This window comes from Brevundimonas sp. Root608, from assembly GCF_001427825.1.
Classification (GTDB): domain Bacteria; phylum Pseudomonadota; class Alphaproteobacteria; order Caulobacterales; family Caulobacteraceae; genus Brevundimonas.
The window spans coordinates 1-15,482 of the sequence record NZ_LMGT01000006.1 but is presented as its reverse complement, the minus strand read 5'-3'; the positions used below and the strand labels follow the sequence as shown (position 1 = coordinate 15,482).

General features: G+C 68.5%; 19 protein-coding genes and 1 tRNA gene. 9 read left to right on the top strand and 11 right to left on the bottom strand.

The features are described from left to right. Window positions 1-9 precede the first annotated feature (9 nt). Together ASD59_RS09710 and ASD59_RS09705 are read left to right on the top strand one after the other, a co-directional pair. Window positions 10-192 (top strand): helix-turn-helix transcriptional regulator, encoded by a 183-nt coding sequence (locus tag ASD59_RS09710; RefSeq protein ID WP_235561789.1) that lies wholly within the window; start codon window positions 10-12, stop codon window positions 190-192. Between the two features lie 169 nt (window positions 193-361). After that, window positions 362-1,258 carry a tyrosine-type recombinase/integrase gene (locus tag ASD59_RS09705; RefSeq protein WP_162246631.1) on the top strand — a complete coding sequence of 299 codons (897 nt, stop codon included), beginning with the start codon at window positions 362-364 and terminating at the stop codon, window positions 1,256-1,258. A 28-nt stretch (window positions 1,259-1,286) separates the two neighbouring features. Here ASD59_RS09705 and ASD59_RS09700 read toward each other — a convergent pair. Further along, a tRNA-Ser gene (locus ASD59_RS09700) sits at window positions 1,287-1,376 on the bottom strand. 135 nt (window positions 1,377-1,511) lie between these two features. Between ASD59_RS09700 and msrA the strand changes: the two genes are divergently transcribed. Next, window positions 1,512-2,162 carry a peptide-methionine (S)-S-oxide reductase MsrA gene (gene msrA, locus ASD59_RS09695; protein WP_055831335.1) on the top strand — a complete coding sequence of 217 codons (651 nt, stop codon included), beginning with the start codon at window positions 1,512-1,514 and terminating at the stop codon, window positions 2,160-2,162. A gap of 2 nt (window positions 2,163-2,164) precedes the next feature. Then, window positions 2,165-2,509: an MmcQ/YjbR family DNA-binding protein gene (locus ASD59_RS09690; RefSeq protein WP_055831333.1), complete on the top strand. Its 345-nt coding sequence runs from the start codon at window positions 2,165-2,167 to the stop codon at window positions 2,507-2,509. Here the strand turns inward: ASD59_RS09690 and ASD59_RS09685 are convergent. The 8 genes from ASD59_RS09685 to flgF form a co-directional block, all read right to left on the bottom strand. Next, window positions 2,506-4,314, bottom strand: a complete 1,809-nt coding sequence (locus ASD59_RS09685; RefSeq protein WP_055831330.1) for a DUF885 domain-containing protein — start codon at window positions 4,312-4,314, stop codon at window positions 2,506-2,508. The two genes, ASD59_RS09690 and ASD59_RS09685, sit on opposite strands and share 4 nt — an antisense overlap. Before the next feature lie 48 nt (window positions 4,315-4,362). Further along, window positions 4,363-4,866: a hypothetical protein gene (locus ASD59_RS09680; RefSeq protein WP_055831328.1), complete on the bottom strand. Its 504-nt coding sequence runs from the start codon at window positions 4,864-4,866 to the stop codon at window positions 4,363-4,365. Between the two features lie 15 nt (window positions 4,867-4,881). Continuing rightward, a complete protein-coding gene (locus ASD59_RS09675) occupies window positions 4,882-5,307 on the bottom strand; it encodes a hypothetical protein (RefSeq protein WP_055831326.1) in 426 nt (141 codons plus the stop codon). Between the two features lie 35 nt (window positions 5,308-5,342). Next, entirely contained in the window at window positions 5,343-5,813 is a 471-nt protein-coding gene (locus ASD59_RS09670; RefSeq protein ID WP_055831600.1) for a hypothetical protein, read from the bottom strand. A gap of 164 nt (window positions 5,814-5,977) precedes the next feature. Next, window positions 5,978-6,718: a flagellar basal body L-ring protein FlgH gene (gene flgH / locus ASD59_RS09665; RefSeq protein WP_055831325.1), complete on the bottom strand. Its 741-nt coding sequence runs from the start codon at window positions 6,716-6,718 to the stop codon at window positions 5,978-5,980. Between the two features lie 14 nt (window positions 6,719-6,732). Then, window positions 6,733-7,341, bottom strand: coding sequence for a flagella basal body P-ring formation protein FlgA (locus tag ASD59_RS09660; protein ID WP_055831323.1), 609 nt, complete (start codon window positions 7,339-7,341; stop codon window positions 6,733-6,735). After that, on the bottom strand, window positions 7,338-8,126 hold the full coding sequence (gene flgG / locus ASD59_RS09655) for a flagellar basal-body rod protein FlgG (RefSeq protein WP_055831321.1): 789 nt from the start codon (window positions 8,124-8,126) through the stop codon (window positions 7,338-7,340). The genes ASD59_RS09660 and flgG overlap by 4 nt, the downstream gene beginning before the upstream one ends. 16 nt (window positions 8,127-8,142) lie before the next feature. Then, on the bottom strand, window positions 8,143-8,877 hold the full coding sequence (gene flgF, locus ASD59_RS09650; RefSeq protein WP_055831319.1) for a flagellar basal-body rod protein FlgF: 735 nt from the start codon (window positions 8,875-8,877) through the stop codon (window positions 8,143-8,145). 175 nt (window positions 8,878-9,052) lie between these two features. On the opposite strand from flgF, the gene ASD59_RS09645 reads away from it, so the two are divergent. The 4 genes from ASD59_RS09645 (at window position 9,053) to ASD59_RS09630 (ending at window position 12,361) form a co-directional block, all read left to right on the top strand. Next, complete coding sequence (locus ASD59_RS09645; RefSeq protein WP_055831316.1) at window positions 9,053-9,706, top strand: flagellar basal body-associated FliL family protein; 654 nt, start codon at window positions 9,053-9,055, stop codon at window positions 9,704-9,706. A gap of 2 nt (window positions 9,707-9,708) precedes the next feature. After that, window positions 9,709-10,794: a flagellar motor switch protein FliM gene (fliM, locus tag ASD59_RS09640; RefSeq protein ID WP_055831314.1), complete on the top strand. Its 1,086-nt coding sequence runs from the start codon at window positions 9,709-9,711 to the stop codon at window positions 10,792-10,794. Further along, window positions 10,791-11,336, top strand: coding sequence for a DUF6468 domain-containing protein (locus ASD59_RS09635; protein ID WP_055831312.1), 546 nt, complete (start codon window positions 10,791-10,793; stop codon window positions 11,334-11,336). The genes fliM and ASD59_RS09635 overlap by 4 nt, the downstream gene beginning before the upstream one ends. A 68-nt stretch (window positions 11,337-11,404) precedes the next feature. Continuing rightward, window positions 11,405-12,361 (top strand): MotE family protein, encoded by a 957-nt coding sequence (locus ASD59_RS09630; protein WP_055831311.1) that lies wholly within the window; start codon window positions 11,405-11,407, stop codon window positions 12,359-12,361. Between the two features lie 91 nt (window positions 12,362-12,452). On the opposite strand, the gene ASD59_RS09625 is transcribed toward ASD59_RS09630, so the two are convergent. Together ASD59_RS09625 and folE are read right to left on the bottom strand one after the other, a co-directional pair. After that, complete coding sequence (locus ASD59_RS09625; RefSeq protein WP_055831308.1) at window positions 12,453-12,893, bottom strand: biopolymer transporter ExbD; 441 nt, start codon at window positions 12,891-12,893, stop codon at window positions 12,453-12,455. 163 nt (window positions 12,894-13,056) lie between these two features. Continuing rightward, a complete protein-coding gene (gene folE / locus ASD59_RS09620) occupies window positions 13,057-13,674 on the bottom strand; it encodes a GTP cyclohydrolase I FolE (RefSeq protein WP_055831306.1) in 618 nt (205 codons plus the stop codon). Window positions 13,675-13,766: 92 nt separating this feature from the next. On the opposite strand from folE, the gene cysS reads away from it, so the two are divergent. Beyond that, a complete protein-coding gene (gene cysS, locus ASD59_RS09615) occupies window positions 13,767-15,176 on the top strand; it encodes a cysteine--tRNA ligase (RefSeq protein WP_055831304.1) in 1,410 nt (469 codons plus the stop codon). Window positions 15,177-15,482: the final 306 nt, after the last annotated feature.

The window sequence follows — 15,482 nt, the reverse complement described above, 5'->3', positions numbered from 1 at the left end:
GGCCGAGAGGTGGCGTCGCAGTTTATCGGCATCAGCGCCGTGAAGTTCGACGAGATGGTTCGCGACGGGCGAATGCCGAAGCCCAAGCGGATCGACGGACGCAAGGTCTGGGACCGCCGCGACCTGGAAGCTCATTTCGCCGCCCTGCCCGAGGATCGCGGGCCCAACGAGTGGGACAATGCCACGATCTAAGCCTGCTCACGTCAGTTGCTATCGAGATCGCCATGGCGTGTTGCGCTGGCGCTTTCGCGAGCCCGGCAAGCCTCAGTCACAGACGCGCGAGGCGTTCCAGAGTGCCGCTTGGTGGGCTTGGTATGACGCGGCGGTCCAGTCCAGCGCGCTCCCTATCGGGGCGGGGAGGGTGAAGCCCGGCAGCGTCAATGCTCTGGCCGTCGCCTTCTACGGCTCAGCCGAGTGGGCCCAACTGCGCGACACCACCAAAACCACCTACCGCGGGATCATTGAGCGCTTCCGGGTCAAGCACGGCGACAAGTCCGTCGCGACCATCGAGGCGCACCATATCCGGGGGATGCTGGACGCGAAGGCGGCCACGCCGGCGGCGGCGAACAACCTCCTGAAGGTGCTGCGCGCGCTGATGAGGTTCGCCGTTGAGCGGAACTGGCGCAGCGATGATCCTAGCCGGGCCGTGAAGCCGCTCCGCAATCAAACGGACGGATTCCACACTTGGTCCGAGGAGGACATCGCAGCGTTCCACGCGCGCTGGCCCTTGGGAACGCGCGAGAGGCTCGCCGTCGACCTGTTGCTCTACACAGCCCAACGAAGCGGCGATGTCCGCGTGATGGGCCGTCAGAACGTCAAGGGTGGGGTAATCCGGGTCCGGCAGGAGAAGACCCGCGAACAGATCGAGATACCCGTCCACCCCGCGCTTCAGCGGTCGCTGGACGCCGCAACCTTGGGGCAACTCACGTTCGTCGTGACCGGAGGCGGCGAGCCCTTCACTGCCAAGGGGTTCGGGAACTGGATATCAGCTGCGGCCAAGACCGCGGGCCTTCCGGCTGGTGCGTCGGCTCACGGTCTGAGGAAAGCAGCCGCTCGCCGCCTCGCCGAAGCAGGCTGCACGGCTCACGAGATCATGGCGGTGACGGGTCACCGGACCTTGAAAGAGGTCGAGCGATACACCCAAGCCGCCGCCCGGAAGGGCCTCGCCGAGAGCGCAATGGCGCGCATCGACGGCACGGAACCAGAACAAAAACTGTCTAACCCTGAGGACGGGTTAGACAAATCGAGGGCCAAGTAGTTGAACGTGCACGATAAAAAAGAGGCCGTGGCGGACAGAGAGGGATTCGAACCCTCGGTACGCTTTCACGTACACACGCTTTCCAAGCGTGCGCGATCGACCACTCCGCCACCTGTCCGTTTCCACGACGCGCGTGAAACCCGCCGGAGGTCGATCCGGCGCGAGGCGAGGCTGATAGAACACCCGGACCCCCTCGGCAAGCGCCTCGACGCATCCCATATAGGCGTTCGCCCCTTCGACCGGAGTCGCCGCCATGCTGTCCAGGAAATCCCACGAACTGCCGACCGCCGCCGAGGCCCTGCCGGGCCGTTCGGCGCCCCTGCACACTGACGAGGTCCATTACGTGACGGGCCGCCCGCTGAAGGGGCCCCATCCGGAGGGGTTCCAGACAGCCATCTTCGGCATGGGCTGTTTCTGGGGCGTCGAGCGCATCTTCTGGCAGCTGCCGGGAGTGTGGGTGACCTCGGTCGGATATTCGGGCGGCATCACGCCCAACCCGACCTACGAAGAGACCTGCACCGGCAGGACCGGTCACGCCGAGGTCGTCCAGGTGGTCTTCAACCCGCATGAGGTCAGCTACGGAGAGCTGCTCAAGACCTTCTGGGAAAACCACGATCCCACCCAGGGCATGCGTCAGGGCAATGACGTCGGCACGACCTACCGCTCGGTCATCTATTATCTCAACGACGAACAGAGGGCCGAAGCCGAGGCCTCGCGCGACGCCTATCAGGCCGCGCTGGACAAGGCCGGACGAGGGACGATCACCACGGAGATCGCGCCGGCGGGCCCCTACTATTTCGCCGAGGACTATCACCAGGGCTATCTGGCCAAGAACCCGGCCGGTTATTGCGGCATCGGGGGCACGGGCGTGGTCTGTCCGATCGGCGTCGGCGTCGAGGCCTGATCATGGACCGCGAGGGGGTCGGGACGGTCTGCCTGGCCCTGCCGGCGGCGACGCTGGACCACCCCTTCGGGGCGCATCACGACGCTTATCGCGTCGGCGGCAAGATGTTCGCCATGGTCGGCGAGCAGGGCGGCATCTCCTTCAAGGTCTCGGACATCGCCTATGAGGTGCTGACCGAATCCGGCCACGCCCGTCCGGCGCCCTATATGGCGCGCAACAAATGGGTGAACCTGCCGCGCATCGACGACTGGCCCGACGACGAACTGGCCGAACATCTGACCATCGCGCACGGCATCGTGGCGGCCAGGCTGACCAGGAAGGCCCGGACGGCGCTGGGGCTGCGCTAGTCCGCCGGCCGCGCCTTCTCCCCGGCGATCCAGCGGTTCATCCGCTCGTCCAGCAGGGCCATCGGCAAGGGGCCGTCGACCAACAGGGCGTCGTGGAAGCGACGCACGTCGAACCGGTCGCCCAGTTCGCGCTCGGCGCGCGACCGCACCTCGCGCAGGCGGATCTCGCCGATCTTGTAGGCCGTGGCCTGGCCGGGCCAGCCGATATAGCGCTGCAGTTCCGTCTCGATGTTCAGCGGGGCCAGGGCCGAGTTGTCGCGGAAACAGGCGCGGGCCTGTTCGATGTTCCAGCCCAGCCAGTGGATGCCGGTGTCGGACACCAGCCGGCAGGCCCGCCACATCTCATAGCTCAGCCGCCCGAACCGCTCGTAGGGCGTGCGGTAGAAGCCCATCTCCTCGCCGAGGAACTCCGAATACAGGCCCCAGCCTTCGATGAAGGCGGTGACGTCGACGCTGCGGCGGAAATAGGGGCCGTCCTCGGCCTCCTGCTGCAGGGCGATCTGCAGGTGGTGGCCGGGCACCGCCTCATGCAGCGTCAGGGCCGGCAGTTCATACAGCGGGCGCTGGTCCAGGGCCGAGGTGTTGACCATATAGCCGCCGGCGACGCCGTTCTTCATCGAGCCCTGGAAGTAGCGGCCCGTGGTGTAGTTGGCCTCGATCTCGGCGGGGACAGGTCGCACGCCATAGGGGGTGCGAGGCAGGGTTCCGAACAGGGCCGGCAGGCCATCGTCGGATCGCTTGGCCATTTCCGACGCCTTCTCCAGCAGGTCCTCGCGCGTCGTCGCGTAGAACTGCGGATCGGTGCGCAGGAAGTTGAGGAAACCGGCGAAGTCGCCGGTCCAGCCGGCGGCGCGCATCTCGACATCCATGCGGCCGCGGATGCGGGCGACCTCGTCCAGTCCGATCCGGTGGACCTGGTCCGGGGTCAGGTCGGTCGTCGTGAAGCCGCGCACCAGATAGGCGTAGAGCTCGCGCCCGCCGGGCCGGTTGACCAGACCCAGGGTTTCCGGCGCGCGGGGCAGATAGTCTTCGCGCAGGAAGCGCGCCCATTCGCGGCGCCGGGGCGCGATCCCGTCGGCCACGGCCCGGGCGGCGCGCTCCCGCAGGGCGGTCTGTCGGGCTGCCGGGATAGAGGCAGGGAGGGTGGCGAACGGCTTCAGCAGAGGGTCGGTTTCGGGCGTCAGGGCGGCCTCGGGCTCGATCAGGCTCAGGGCGTTTTCAACGATCGACCGGGGCTGAAGCATGCCGGTCTCCAGTCCGCGCCGGGCGTTGGCCAACTGGTCCTCGTACACCTTCGGCATGGCCTCCAGCCGCGCGATCCATGCGTCGGCATCTGCGGCGGTGGCGATGCGGGTCACGCTGGCGACATAGCCCATGCCCTGGCCGGGCCCGCCCTCGGACGAGAAGGCGTCAATGCGGCCCGTGTCCAGCGGGATGCGGTCGCGCGACCGCTTGATGACATAGGTCATGAAGGCGTGGTTCAGCCGTTCCTCGTCGGTCAGGCTGGCCGGATCGATCTGGGCCAGCCGGTCCGCGAAACCCATCAGCGCCGGTTCCTGGGCGACCTCGAAGGCGCGGGAGACGTCGGACAGCCGCGACAGGGCCGCCCGGTCGCCCTCCATGCCCGCGCCCACCGGATCCACCGAGCGCAGATAGGCCTCGTAGTCCGCGAGGATCGATGCAAGCGCCCCGTTCGCAACGGGGCGCGCGACAACGGTCGGGGTCGGGGCCGGGGACCGGGCCGCCGCCGGCTGGGCGAAGCCGGCGAGCAGGGCGACGGCGCTGGCGGCGATGACGGTTTTCATGAGGTCCCTCCCGAAGAGGGGGGACTGCACCGGAGCCGGCGTCCTCCGTCAACCGCAGAAGGCGAAGAACCGCTCGATATTGGGCGCCGACGCGGGATGGGGCGCATAGGCCTCGCGTTTGCCGTCCTGCCACAGGGCCAGCCAGCCGACCCGCCGGAACCGCTGGAACACCGGGGCGTCTGCGGCGGCTTCGCCGCTGAGGAAGACGCCGTCATGCAACTGGGATGGCTCTGCCCGGGCGGGAAACCGCGCCGTCTCGCCGCCGGCCTCGACGTGGAATTCCGGCCTCGCTCCCGTCGAGGCGGTTCCGCTGAGCGTCAGCCGGCCCGAGCCGCGGTCGCAATCCAGGCCCAGGCGCAGATCGTCGCTCTCGGCCAGGCCGTAGGCCAGCCGGGCGGCGGCGGCATCCGCATGGAAGAACCAGTCATAGCCCTCGACCGGCGCGGGCGATCCGCTGGACGTCACCCCGGTCGGCGCCTCCGGTGCGGCGGTCGCGCAGGCCGAGGCCGTCACCGCCAGGACGGTCAGGGCGAAGATCGTGCGGCTCCGCATTTCGGCTCCAGGGTTTCAGCCGGAACATAGTTCCGAGAAACGGCGCAGCTTGGCAAGGTGGGCCGCCGGAACTTCGACCGGCCGCCTGTGGTCGCCGACCAGCACGTTCATCCGGCCGTCCGCGGCGAAGGCTGCGAAGGCGGGATGATCGGTCCGCAGCGCCAGCCTTGTCGACTCGCCTCGCGCGACGGCGGCCTCGGCTACGGCGACGGCGTCCCCGGAGGAGACGCGGGCCATGCCGGAAAGGGCGATTCCATAAAGGGTGACCCGCGCGACACTGGACCCCGGGTCGCACTCAAGGGTGACGCGCAGGTTGGCGGTGTCGGGAATTTCATTGGCCAGCACCACGGGCGTGGCGTCGGCGTACAGCGTCCAGGTCCAGGCGGGAGCCGGGGGCGCGGTCTGCGCGGCCAGGACCGCTGCGGCAAGAAAGGCGATCATGGTTCAGCCCCCGCTGAAAGTTCGATCAGATGTGATCAGGCCTGCCGGTTTCCGCAATAGGCGAAGAAATTCTCGATCAGCTTGCGTTCCTCGCGGGAGGCGGTGATTTCGAACGCGCCTGCATCGCCCTCGACCGCCATCCTGCCGCGCCGGGCAAGCTGTTTCAGGGACGGATCATCGACCGACAGCCGGAGCTCGTCCTCAAGCCCTCCGTCCAGGGGATCAATCGCGACGCTGGTCATGGACGCCTTGTGGATCCGCGGGCCCGCCGGCCGCACGTCCCCGTAAACAACGGCCTGCGCCTGACCAGGCTCGCAGGTCATCATCAGCGCCAGCTGGTCGGAGTTGGCTACGCCATAGGCCAGCTTGGCCAGATCGCCCTCATGGCTGAGGTGCCATCCCATCGGCGCGACGCCGGTCTGGACGTCCGAGCTCGTCGCCTGGGACTGGGCGGCGAACGCGATCAGTCCGAGGGCGGCGACAGCAGGGAGGGCGAACTTCAGCATGAAAAACACTCGCGTCTGAGGGTCAAACGCTGCTTTTCATTAACGGTTCACGGCGCCGCTTGGGCGCGGCCGGCAGTTTTCGCCCTGTGGCGAAATTATCGCGCGCTCTGGCCCGACCCGGATCGCTTCGGATCGGGGGGTGAGAAGGGCCAAGACCGCAGTCGCTAGAACGGGCTGAAGCGCTCCACGAGGCTCTGGGCCGCAGGCGTGGCCTGGACCCGGCTGATGTCGCCGCGACCGCCGTAGCTGATGCGGGCCTCGGCGATCTGGGTGTGGGCGATGGTGTTGGCCGAGCTGACGTCCTCGGGCCGCACGATGCCGGCGATGGTCAGTTCGCGCACCTCACGGTTGGTGCGCACCTCCTGCCGGCCCTGGATGACCAAGTTGCCGTTGGCCATGACCCCGGTCACCACGGCGGCGATGGTCAGGCTGACCTTCTCCGACCGGTTCACCGAGCCCGAGCCGTTGGCGTTGGACTCGCCTTCAAGCCCGACCAGATTCTGCGGATCGAACCCGCCCGGGAAGGCGCGGCCCAGGCTGTTCTCCAGCCCGAAGAAGTTGGAGATGCCGCCAGAAATGTCGTTGGAGCGCGACCGCTGCGTCGAGTTCTGCGTCTGGGCGCGGTCGTCGATGTCGATGTTGACCGTCAGGATGTCGCCGACGCTGCGCGCGCGCTGGTCGCCGAAGAAGGTGCGGGCCCCGGTGCGCCACAGGCTGTTGGCGCTGGCGGCGCGGTCGGCCTGCTGCTGGGCGGCCGAGGCCATGATCACCTGATCGGTGGGAACCAGGGCCGACGGATAGCCGATCGGAGCCAGTTGGGGACCCATGACCGTCTCGACGGCGGTCGAGCAGGCCCCGAGGGCCAGAAGCGAAACGGCGGCGGCGAGGATCGAGGCGGTACGCATCAGGACTGTTCCCTTTACCGGGCGGAGAGTTGTTGGGTGGAGGCGCGGGCGGCGGGACCGGCGGCGGCCTGACCGGGAGCGACGGCGACGGCGTCGATGACCCGGTTTGACTGCAGATTGCGGACGGCCAGGCGCTGGCCGACAGCGGCGGCGCCCTCGGCCCGGCCGCTGATGGTCAGGCGGACGCCGGCGAGCTCATAGGCCACCTCGACGATGTCGTTGCGGCTGATGACCCGGTCGCCGTAGGCGCCGCGGGCGGAGGCGGAGGCGGAGGCGGGGGCAGGGCGCGGGACGCCGGGTGCGACGGCGGCGGTGACCGCAGCGGCTGAGGTCGCGGCGGGCGCGGCGGCGGCGTTGCGGACCACCACGCGGCGCAACCCGGCCGGATTTGCCCAGTCCAGTCCCGCCTGACGGGCCAGACTCTGCAGCTGCCCGGCCTCGAACACGATGGATGGACCGGCCCGCTGGCCGACGACGACATTCGACGCCCCGCCGGCGTCGTCGAACAGATCGCCCAGCGTCACACGCCCGTCGGAATCCACGGGATTGGCCTTCAGCGTCACCGGGCCGGCCAGGGCCGGGCCCGCGAACAGCAGGGCGGCGGCGAGGATCAGCGTCCTCATGATTTCACCTGGGCGCTGACCGACAGCATCTGATCGGCCGTGGTGATGACCTTGGAATTCATCTCATAGGCGCGCTGGGCGATGATCAGGGCGCTGATCTCGGCCACGGCGTCCACGTTCGAGGCCTCGGTATAGCCCTGAAGGATCTGGCCAAGGCCCGCGTCGCCGGGCGTACCGACCGTGGCCGAGCCCGAGGCGGCGGTTTCCATCAGCAGGTTGTCGCCGACAGCCTCGAGGCCCGCCTCGTTGAAGAAGGTCGCCAGTTCCAGCTGGCCTACCGTGGCCGGCTCCGGCGTTCCCGCGGTGATGACCTGAACCTGGCCGGACTTGGAGATCGACACGTCGACCGCGTCCTGCGGAATGCTGATCGACGGTTCGACCGCATAGCCGTCGTCCGTGACCAGCTGGCCCTCGCCGTTGACCGAGAAATTGCCGGCCCGGGTATAGGCGGTTTCGCCCGACGGCAGGATGACCTGGAAATAGCCGCGTCCGTCGACCGCCATGTCGTAGCGGCCGCCGGTCTGCGTGGGGCTGCCCTGTTCGGTGATGCGGTAGACGGAGCCCGCCTTGACGCCCGCGCCGATCTGGATGCCGGTCGGGACCACGGTGCCCTGACTGGACGACTGGGCGCCCATCCGCTCGACGTTCTGGTACAGCAGGTCCTGGAACTCGGCCCGCTGACGCTTGAAGCCGACGGTGTTCATGTTGGCGATGTTGTTCGAGATGACCTCGACGTTCAGCTGCTGGGCGGCCATGCCCGAGGCTGCGGTTCTGAGCGCACGCATGTCCCAGTCTCCCTTTCTATGCCCGGCCCAGCCGCTCGACGGCGCGGCGTGACAGGTCGTTGGTGTTCTCGATCATCCGCGTCACGCTCTCGTAGGCGCGCTGGATCTCGATGAGGTTGGTGATCTCGAGGATCGGATTGACGTTGGAGCCTTCCAGCATTCCCTGCCGCACCCGGGCGTCCGGGGCCTCGACTGCGGCGGCGTTGGAGGCGTTGCGGTACAGGCCGTCGCCGCCCTTCTCGAGGGCGGCCAAGGTGTCGAAGCGTACGACAGACAGACGGCCGACAAGCGCGCCGTTCTGGCTGATGGTCCCGTCGGGCGCCACGGAGGGCTCGCCGAGGGCCGGGTCCAGGATGATGTCGCCGGCGTCGCCCTGAACGGCCGCGCCGCCTTCGGTCACCAGCCGGCCTTCGCCGTCCACGGTGAAGGCCCCGTCGCGGGTATAGGCGTCGCCTTGTCCGTCGGTCAGCTTGAAGAAGGCGCCTTCGCCCTCGATGGCGAAGTCGAGGTCGCGGCCCGTCTGGCCCAGCGCCCCCTGGCCGAAGTCGCGGCCGACGCCGTTGTCCAGCACAAAGCTGACGCCAGGCCGCACGAATGCGTTGCGGGCGCGCTCGCCGACCTCGGCGCCGACCAGCAGCTGTTCGACCTTGAAGCCGGTCGTGTCCGCATTGGCGATGTTGTTGGCCACGATGTCGAGCTCGCGGCGCAGCGTCATCTGGCGTGACAGTCCGACATAGGCGGCGTTTTCCACGGGCGGCTCCTTTCGGTTCCTCCCTCGCAACGGCCGTGCCAGGAGGGTTAATCCAGCAACGGCGGGCCTTTGAGCCGTAGAGCTTGATCCGGAGCCCGGCAGGATTTGCCGGTTCTTAGCGGCTCGTTAACCAAAAAACGGTCGTATGGGTCGAGAGATTCTCGGGGCGCGGTGCATGTTCAAATTCGGCAAGAAGAAGGGTCCGGCGGCAGACGACGACGCCACCCTGCCGGCCGTCTCGGATACGCCGGCGCCGGAAGGCGAAGAGGGCGAGGCGCCGAAGAAAAAGAAGCTGCCGCTGCTGTTCATCATCATCCCGGCCGCCCTCGTGGTGCTGGGCGGGGGTGGGGGCGCGGCCTTCTTCCTCATGCAGCCCAAGGCCGCAGCGGCCGAAGACGGCGCCCACGGCGCGGAGAAGAAGGGCGGCCACGCCAAAAAGGACGACAAGAAGGGCGGGGGGCACGGCGGCGGAGCCGACGCGGCCGCGAATCCGGCGCTGGGCGTCATCGCGGAAGGCCCCGACGGCGTCACCTTCTTCACCCTGCCCGACATGGTGGTGAACATCCAGGCGCCCGACGGCCGCCCGACCTACCTCAAGCTGAAGTTGACGCTGGAGACCAGGGACATCGCTGTCGCCGAGCAGCTGCAGGCCGAGATGCCGAGAATGCAGGACATGTTCCAGGGCTTCCTGCGCGAGCTGCGGCCTGAAGACCTCGCCGGCTCGGCCGGAAGCTTCCAGCTGCGCGCCGAGATCCTCCGCCGGGTCAATCTGATCGCCGCGCCCGGCAAGGTGGACGCCGTGCTGATCGAAGAAATGCTGGTGCAGTAGGCATGACCGACGCGGCCTTCGCCGACGACGCCGATCCGTTCGCGGAAGCGATCGACCCCCTCGCGGAAAACGAGCCCGGGGAAGGCGCGGCCGTGCTCTCGGAACGGGTCCTGAACCAGGACGAGATCGACAGCCTGCTCGGCTTCGACCTCGGCGAGGACGACGGGTCAGAGCGATCCGGCATCCGGGCGATCATCAACTCGGCCCTGGTGTCCTACGAACGCCTGCCGATGCTCGAGATCGTCTTCGACCGCCTGGTGCGGCTGATGACGACGAGCCTGCGCAACTTCACCTCGGACAACGTCGAGGTCAGCCTCGACAACATTTCGTCGATCCGTTTCGGCGATTATCTGAACTCCATTCCACTGCCGGCCATCCTGGCGGTGTTCCGAGCCGAGGAGCTGGACAACTACGGGCTGCTGACGGTCGATTCCAACCTGATCTACTCGATCGTCGACGTTCTGCTGGGCGGCCGCCGCGGCACCGCCGCCCTGCGCATCGAGGGCCGGCCCTACACCACCATCGAGCGGGTGCTGGTCCAGCGCATGGTCGAGGTCGTGCTGGCCGACGCCCGCGCCGCCTTCGAGCCGCTGACGCCGGTGCATTTCACCCTCGACCGGCTGGAGACCAACCCGCGCTTCGCCGCCATCGCCCGCCCGGCCAACGCCGCCATCCTGGTCAAGCTGCGCATCGACATGGAGGACCGGGGCGGCCGCATCGAACTGCTGCTGCCCTACGCCACGCTGGAACCCATCCGGAAGATGCTGCTGCAGCAGTTCATGGGCGAGAAGTTCGGTCGCGACAACATCTGGGAAGGCCACCTCGCCACCGAGCTCTGGACTACCGAAACCGAGGTCCGCGCCGTGCTCGACGAGCAGCAGCTGCCGCTGTCGCAGGTCCTGGCTCTGAAGGTGGGCGACACCCTGATGCTCAACGCCACCCCCGACAGCGACATTTCCGTCCGCTGCGGATCGATCCCGGTCACGATCGGCCGGATGGGCCGCAAAGGCCAGCACATCGCCGTACGGGTCGAAGCCCCGATCAGTGTCGAGGCGGCGACCAGCCTGACGAAGGGAAGACGCGGATGACCGGTATGATTCTCGACGGCGTTCTGATGCTGCTGCTGGTGGCCGCCCTCGGCTACGGCGTGCGGCTGGAGAAAAAGCTGACCGCCCTGCGCGCCGGCCAGCAGGCATTTGCTTCAGCGGTCACCGAACTGAACGCCGCCGCAGGGCGCGCCGAGGCGGCTCTGGCCAGCCTGCGGGCGTCCGGTCAGGAAACAGACCTGCTGCACGACCGCATCATCAAGGCGCGCGAGGTGAAGGCCCAGCTCGAGGCCCTGATCGCCCGCGGGCCGGCTTCGTCAGCCGAATCCGCCCATCCCGCCCGCGCCAAACTCCAGGCCGCTCCCGCGCCGGCCCCGCCGGTCGAGGATGAGCGCGCGCTGCGCATGGCGGCCCTCGCCGACCGCATCCAGGGCATGGCGCCCGCCGCCGCCCGTGCTCCCGCGCCGGTCCCCGGCGGAAACAACGTCGCCGCCATCCTCGGCGCCCTGACCGCTAACCAGTCTGCGAAGCAAAGCATCAATCTGGCCCGCCGTAGTCTGGACGAAGACCTGTTCGCCGCCTGACCCCCTATCCTTGTGGCCCTATGGCGAACGCGCCGCGTTCGTCGACCCTGGGGCTGGAGTAGCCGATCATGAGCAAGATCCCCCGCCTTCTGCCCCTGATCGCGATCGCCATTGGCGGGGTGGTCGTCGTCCGCGCGGTCGGCGTGGCCCCCGGCATGTTCGAGGGCGCCAAGGCCTGGGCCGAGGAGGCCGTGCCCGCCGCGGCTCCGGCGACCCCCGCCGCCGCCGTCTGCGCCCTGACGCCGGAACAGCTGGCCCAGCAGGCGGGCATTTCGCCGGCCGAACTGCGCATCCTGCAGTCGCTGTCCGGCCGCCGGGTGGAACTGGACGCCCGCGACGCCGATCTGGCGGCGATGCTGCCGCTGATGGCGACCGCGGAGCAGAAGCTCGACGCCAAGGTCGCCGCCCTGGAGGCCGTCAAGGCCGAGGTCAGGGTGCTGCTGGGCCAGGTCAGCGAGCAGGAAAAGGCGGAGAACGATCGGCTGGTCGCCGTCTATTCGGCCATGCGGCCCAGGGAAGCGGCCCGCGTGTTCGCAACCCTGAGCGACGATGTCCGTCTGCCGGTCGCCGCCGCCATGCGGCCCCGCTCGCTGGCGGCGATCATGGCCCAGATGGAGCCTGCCGCGGCGCGCACCCTGACTGAAAAACTGGCCCACCGCTTCCAGGCCCGTCAGCAACTGGCTGCTCGCGCCGCCGCCGCGGCGGCCCCGGCCGCGACGCCGCCGCCTCCCGTTGCGACGACCGCGCCGCCCGTCGCGCCGGGGCCAGTCGCTCCGGGCTCCGCCGTTCCGACCCGGCCCCCCGCCGCCGACCTCGCATCCGCGGCGGCTCCACGGCCCACGCCCGCTCGCACCGCCGCCCGTCCTCCCGCCCGTCGCCCGGCGGCTCGTCCCGCGGCTCGCACGCCGGCGCCCGCTCCGGCGACGGCGGCTCCGGCGCAGGCCGAGCCCTCGGGGGAACGTCCTTTCCAGCCGCCGCCCGCGGGGACCCCCGCGGCCGCCGCCCCCCGACAGTCCGTACAGTAGGGCGGGCAGCCGGCCCGGCGCCGCGGACAGGAAAAAGGGCCGCATCCTCGGCGGATGCGGCCCTCAGTCGTTCGGGATAAAAGCCTGAAGCCTAGTCGATGTCTTCGTTCAGCAGGCCGACCTTGTAGAAGCCCTGCTCCTGGAGGGCATTCATGACCTCCATGAACTGATCGTACTTCACTTCCGGCTGGGCGCGGACGAAGACGCGTTCTTCCTTGCAGCCCGGGTTGCCGCCGCCGAGGGCCGCGCAGACGTCGGGGATCAGCGTTTCCAGCGAGGTCTGCTTTTCGGCGATGAAGATCGATCCGGTGTCCTGGATCGTGATGTAGACCGGCTCCTTCGGCTCGTCGGTCGTCGGCGGGGTCGCCGGCGGGAGGTCGAGGCGGATCGAAACGGTGGCCAGCGGCGCGGCGACCATGAAGATGATCAGGAGCACCAGCATGATGTCGACGAACGGCGTGACGTTGATGTCAGCGTTCTGCTCGATGGTCTTGCCGCCCTGGCCACCGGGACCTGAAAGTTTGGAGCCCATGTGCTTCAGTCTCTCCATACAGCCCGGCGCGATGGCGGCGAGCGCAAGCTATGACGTTCGGTTCGTCTCTTGGCGTCCCGCAACTCGCTTGTAAAGCGGCTTCGGGCCCCTTGAGGTTCCGAAGCGGGGCGATTGCGCGAAATACGCCTGCGGCGCGAGCCGATCAGCCTTTGGCGAGCTTCAGGAAACGGTCCTTCAGCGCGCCGTCGGTCTTGAAGACGCCAGTGAACCGGGTGGTGATGGTCGAAACGTGGCGGTGATGCACGCCGCGCGTCGTCATGCACTGGTGTTCGGCGTCGATCAGGATGGCGACGCCGGCCGGTTCGAGGTGCGATTCGATGGCGGCGGCGATCTGGTTGGTCAGCACCTCCTGCGTCTGCAGGCGGCGCGAGAAGATCTCGACCACGCGCGCCAGCTTGGAGATGCCGACGACCTTCTCGTTCGGGATGTAGGCGACATAGGCCTTGCCGATGAAGGGGGCCATGTGGTGCTCGCAGTGGCTCTCCACCTCGATGTCGCGCAGCAGGACCATGTCGTCATAGCCCTGGACGTCCTCAAAGGTGCGGCTCAGCTCCTTTTCGACGTCGGCGTCATAGCCGTCGAACCATTCGCCATAGGCGTCGACCACGCGGCGCGGCGTGTCGATCAGGCCGGGGCGGTCGGGATTGTCGCCGGCCCAGGCCAGCAGGGTGCGCACCGCCTCCAGCGCCTTCTCGCGCGAGGGGCGAGGGGCGGGGTCGTTGTCGCCGACCAGAACCGGCTTGACGGGGATGACGCTCATTATCGATCTCGACGCTGTTCGCTTGTGCAGCAGGACGGCTATATGGGACCGCAGGTCCGTCCTGCAAGAAAACTGAAAGCTACCGCCTCACTATGCCGCTGACCCTGCACGACACCCTGCACCGCGAAAAGCGCGTGTTCACGCCGCGAAATCCGGACCGGGTGACCCTCTATGTCTGCGGCCCCACGGTCTATGACTACGCCCACATCGGCAATGCCCGGCCGCCGGTGGTGTTCGACGTGCTGGTGCGTCTGCTGCGCCGTGAGTACGGGGCGGACAAGGTCATCTACGCCCGCAACGTCACCGACGTGGACGACAAGATCAATGCCAAGGCCGCGAAGGAGGGCGCGCCCATCGGTGACGTCACCTCGCGTTACGAGGCCGCCTATCTGGAGGACATGAGCCGGCTCAACGTCTCGCCGCCGGATCTGGCCCCCCACGTCACCGACCACATGGACGCCATCGTCAGACAGATCGGCGCGATCATGGAGCAGGGCTGCGCCTATGCGGCCGAGGGCCATGTGCTGTTCGACGTCTCTTCCTACGGGACCTACGGCCGGCTGTCGGGCCGGAACCTGGACGACATGATCGCCGGGGCCCGGGTCGAGGTCGCGCCGTACAAGAAGAATCCGCACGACTTCGTGCTGTGGAAGCCTTCGAAGGAGGGCGAGCCTTCGTGGCCGTCGCCGTGGGGCGAGGGGCGTCCGGGCTGGCATATCGAGTGCTCGGCCATGATCGAGGAGACGCTGGGCCTGCCGATCGACATCCACGGCGGCGGCATCGATCTGGTGTTTCCGCACCACGAGAACGAGATCGCCCAGGGCGTCTGCGCCCATGGCCATGCGCATGAGCCGGACGCCCATGCGGAATACAGCCGCTACTGGATGCACAACGGCTTCCTGACCGTCGATGCGGAAAAGATGTCCAAGTCGATCGGCAACGTCCTGCTGCTGCACGACCTGGTTCAGAACATCCCGGGCGAGGTGGTTCGCTGGGCCCTGCTGAGCGCCCACTACCGCCAGCCGCTGGACTGGAACCAGTCGCTGCTGGACCAGAGCCGCAAGGCGCTGGACCGGCTGTACGGCGCCCTGCATCGCGCCGCCGGCGTCGAGGCGAATGGCGACGCGCCGCCCGAGGACTTCCTCAAGGCCATCGAGGACGACATCAACACCCCGGGCGCCATGGCGACCCTGTTCGCCCTGTCGAGCGAGATCGAGCGCGCCATGACGGCGGGCGACCACGGCGTGGTGGCGCGGGCCAAGGGCGAACTGATCGCCGCCGCGAACATCCTGGGCGTGCTTCAGGCCGATCCGGCCGGATGGCTGGAAGGCGAGGTGTCCGACGACCTGCGCACGGAGGTCGAGGCCCTGCTGGAACAGCGCGCCGCGGCGCGCGCCGGCAAGGACTGGCCGGAGGCCGACCGCATCCGGGACCGGCTGAACGCCCTGAACGTCGTCGTCATGGATGGGCCGACGGGGGCGACCTGGCGGGTGAAGGGGTAGGAACAGGGCGGGTCTCCGATTCTCCCTCCCCTTCATGGGGAGGGATGTCGGCGCGAAGCGACGACAGGGTGGGGTATGTCGAAGAGGATACCGTGCGGGGGTTCCCCACCCGTCCGCTTCGCGGCCACCCTCCCCACGAGGGGGAGGGAGAGACAACAGGCATGCGTCATCGCCCTTTCGGCGTTTCCGCCGGAAAGTGCGGGGAGGTCGCGGAGCGCGGGCGGCTAGCCCGGAACCGATATGTGGCCCCCTGCTTTCGCGTTACGGGGACCGGATGTGTTTTCGGCGTCGCCGCCTTCGCTCCGC

Excerpts from the sequence above, each read along its gene's own strand:
- ASD59_RS09685 (WP_055831330.1), bottom strand. The coding sequence starts at position 4,314 with ATGAAAACCGTCATCGCCGCCAGCGCCGTCGCCCTGCTCGCCGGCTTC.
- flgG (WP_055831321.1), bottom strand. The coding sequence starts at position 8,126 with ATGCGTGCGCTCAGAACCGCAGCCTCGGGCATGGCCGCCCAGCAGCTG.
- ASD59_RS09680 (WP_055831328.1), bottom strand. The coding sequence starts at position 4,866 with ATGCGGAGCCGCACGATCTTCGCCCTGACCGTCCTGGCGGTGACGGCC.
- ASD59_RS09660 (WP_055831323.1), bottom strand. The coding sequence starts at position 7,341 with ATGAGGACGCTGATCCTCGCCGCCGCCCTGCTGTTCGCGGGCCCGGCC.
- ASD59_RS09690 (WP_055831333.1), top strand. The coding sequence starts at position 2,165 with ATGGACCGCGAGGGGGTCGGGACGGTCTGCCTGGCCCTGCCGGCGGCG.
- ASD59_RS09630 (WP_055831311.1), top strand. The coding sequence starts at position 11,405 with ATGAGCAAGATCCCCCGCCTTCTGCCCCTGATCGCGATCGCCATTGGC.
- fliM (WP_055831314.1), top strand. The coding sequence starts at position 9,709 with ATGACCGACGCGGCCTTCGCCGACGACGCCGATCCGTTCGCGGAAGCG.
- ASD59_RS09645 (WP_055831316.1), top strand. The coding sequence starts at position 9,053 with ATGTTCAAATTCGGCAAGAAGAAGGGTCCGGCGGCAGACGACGACGCC.
- ASD59_RS09675 (WP_055831326.1), bottom strand. The coding sequence starts at position 5,307 with ATGATCGCCTTTCTTGCCGCAGCGGTCCTGGCCGCGCAGACCGCGCCC.
- ASD59_RS09670 (WP_055831600.1), bottom strand. The coding sequence starts at position 5,813 with ATGCTGAAGTTCGCCCTCCCTGCTGTCGCCGCCCTCGGACTGATCGCG.
- folE (WP_055831306.1), bottom strand. The coding sequence starts at position 13,674 with ATGAGCGTCATCCCCGTCAAGCCGGTTCTGGTCGGCGACAACGACCCC.
- ASD59_RS09635 (WP_055831312.1), top strand. The coding sequence starts at position 10,791 with ATGACCGGTATGATTCTCGACGGCGTTCTGATGCTGCTGCTGGTGGCC.
- msrA (WP_055831335.1), top strand. The coding sequence starts at position 1,512 with ATGCTGTCCAGGAAATCCCACGAACTGCCGACCGCCGCCGAGGCCCTG.
- flgH (WP_055831325.1), bottom strand. The coding sequence starts at position 6,718 with ATGCGTACCGCCTCGATCCTCGCCGCCGCCGTTTCGCTTCTGGCCCTC.
- ASD59_RS09625 (WP_055831308.1), bottom strand. The coding sequence starts at position 12,893 with ATGGGCTCCAAACTTTCAGGTCCCGGTGGCCAGGGCGGCAAGACCATC.
- cysS (WP_055831304.1), top strand. The coding sequence starts at position 13,767 with ATGCCGCTGACCCTGCACGACACCCTGCACCGCGAAAAGCGCGTGTTC.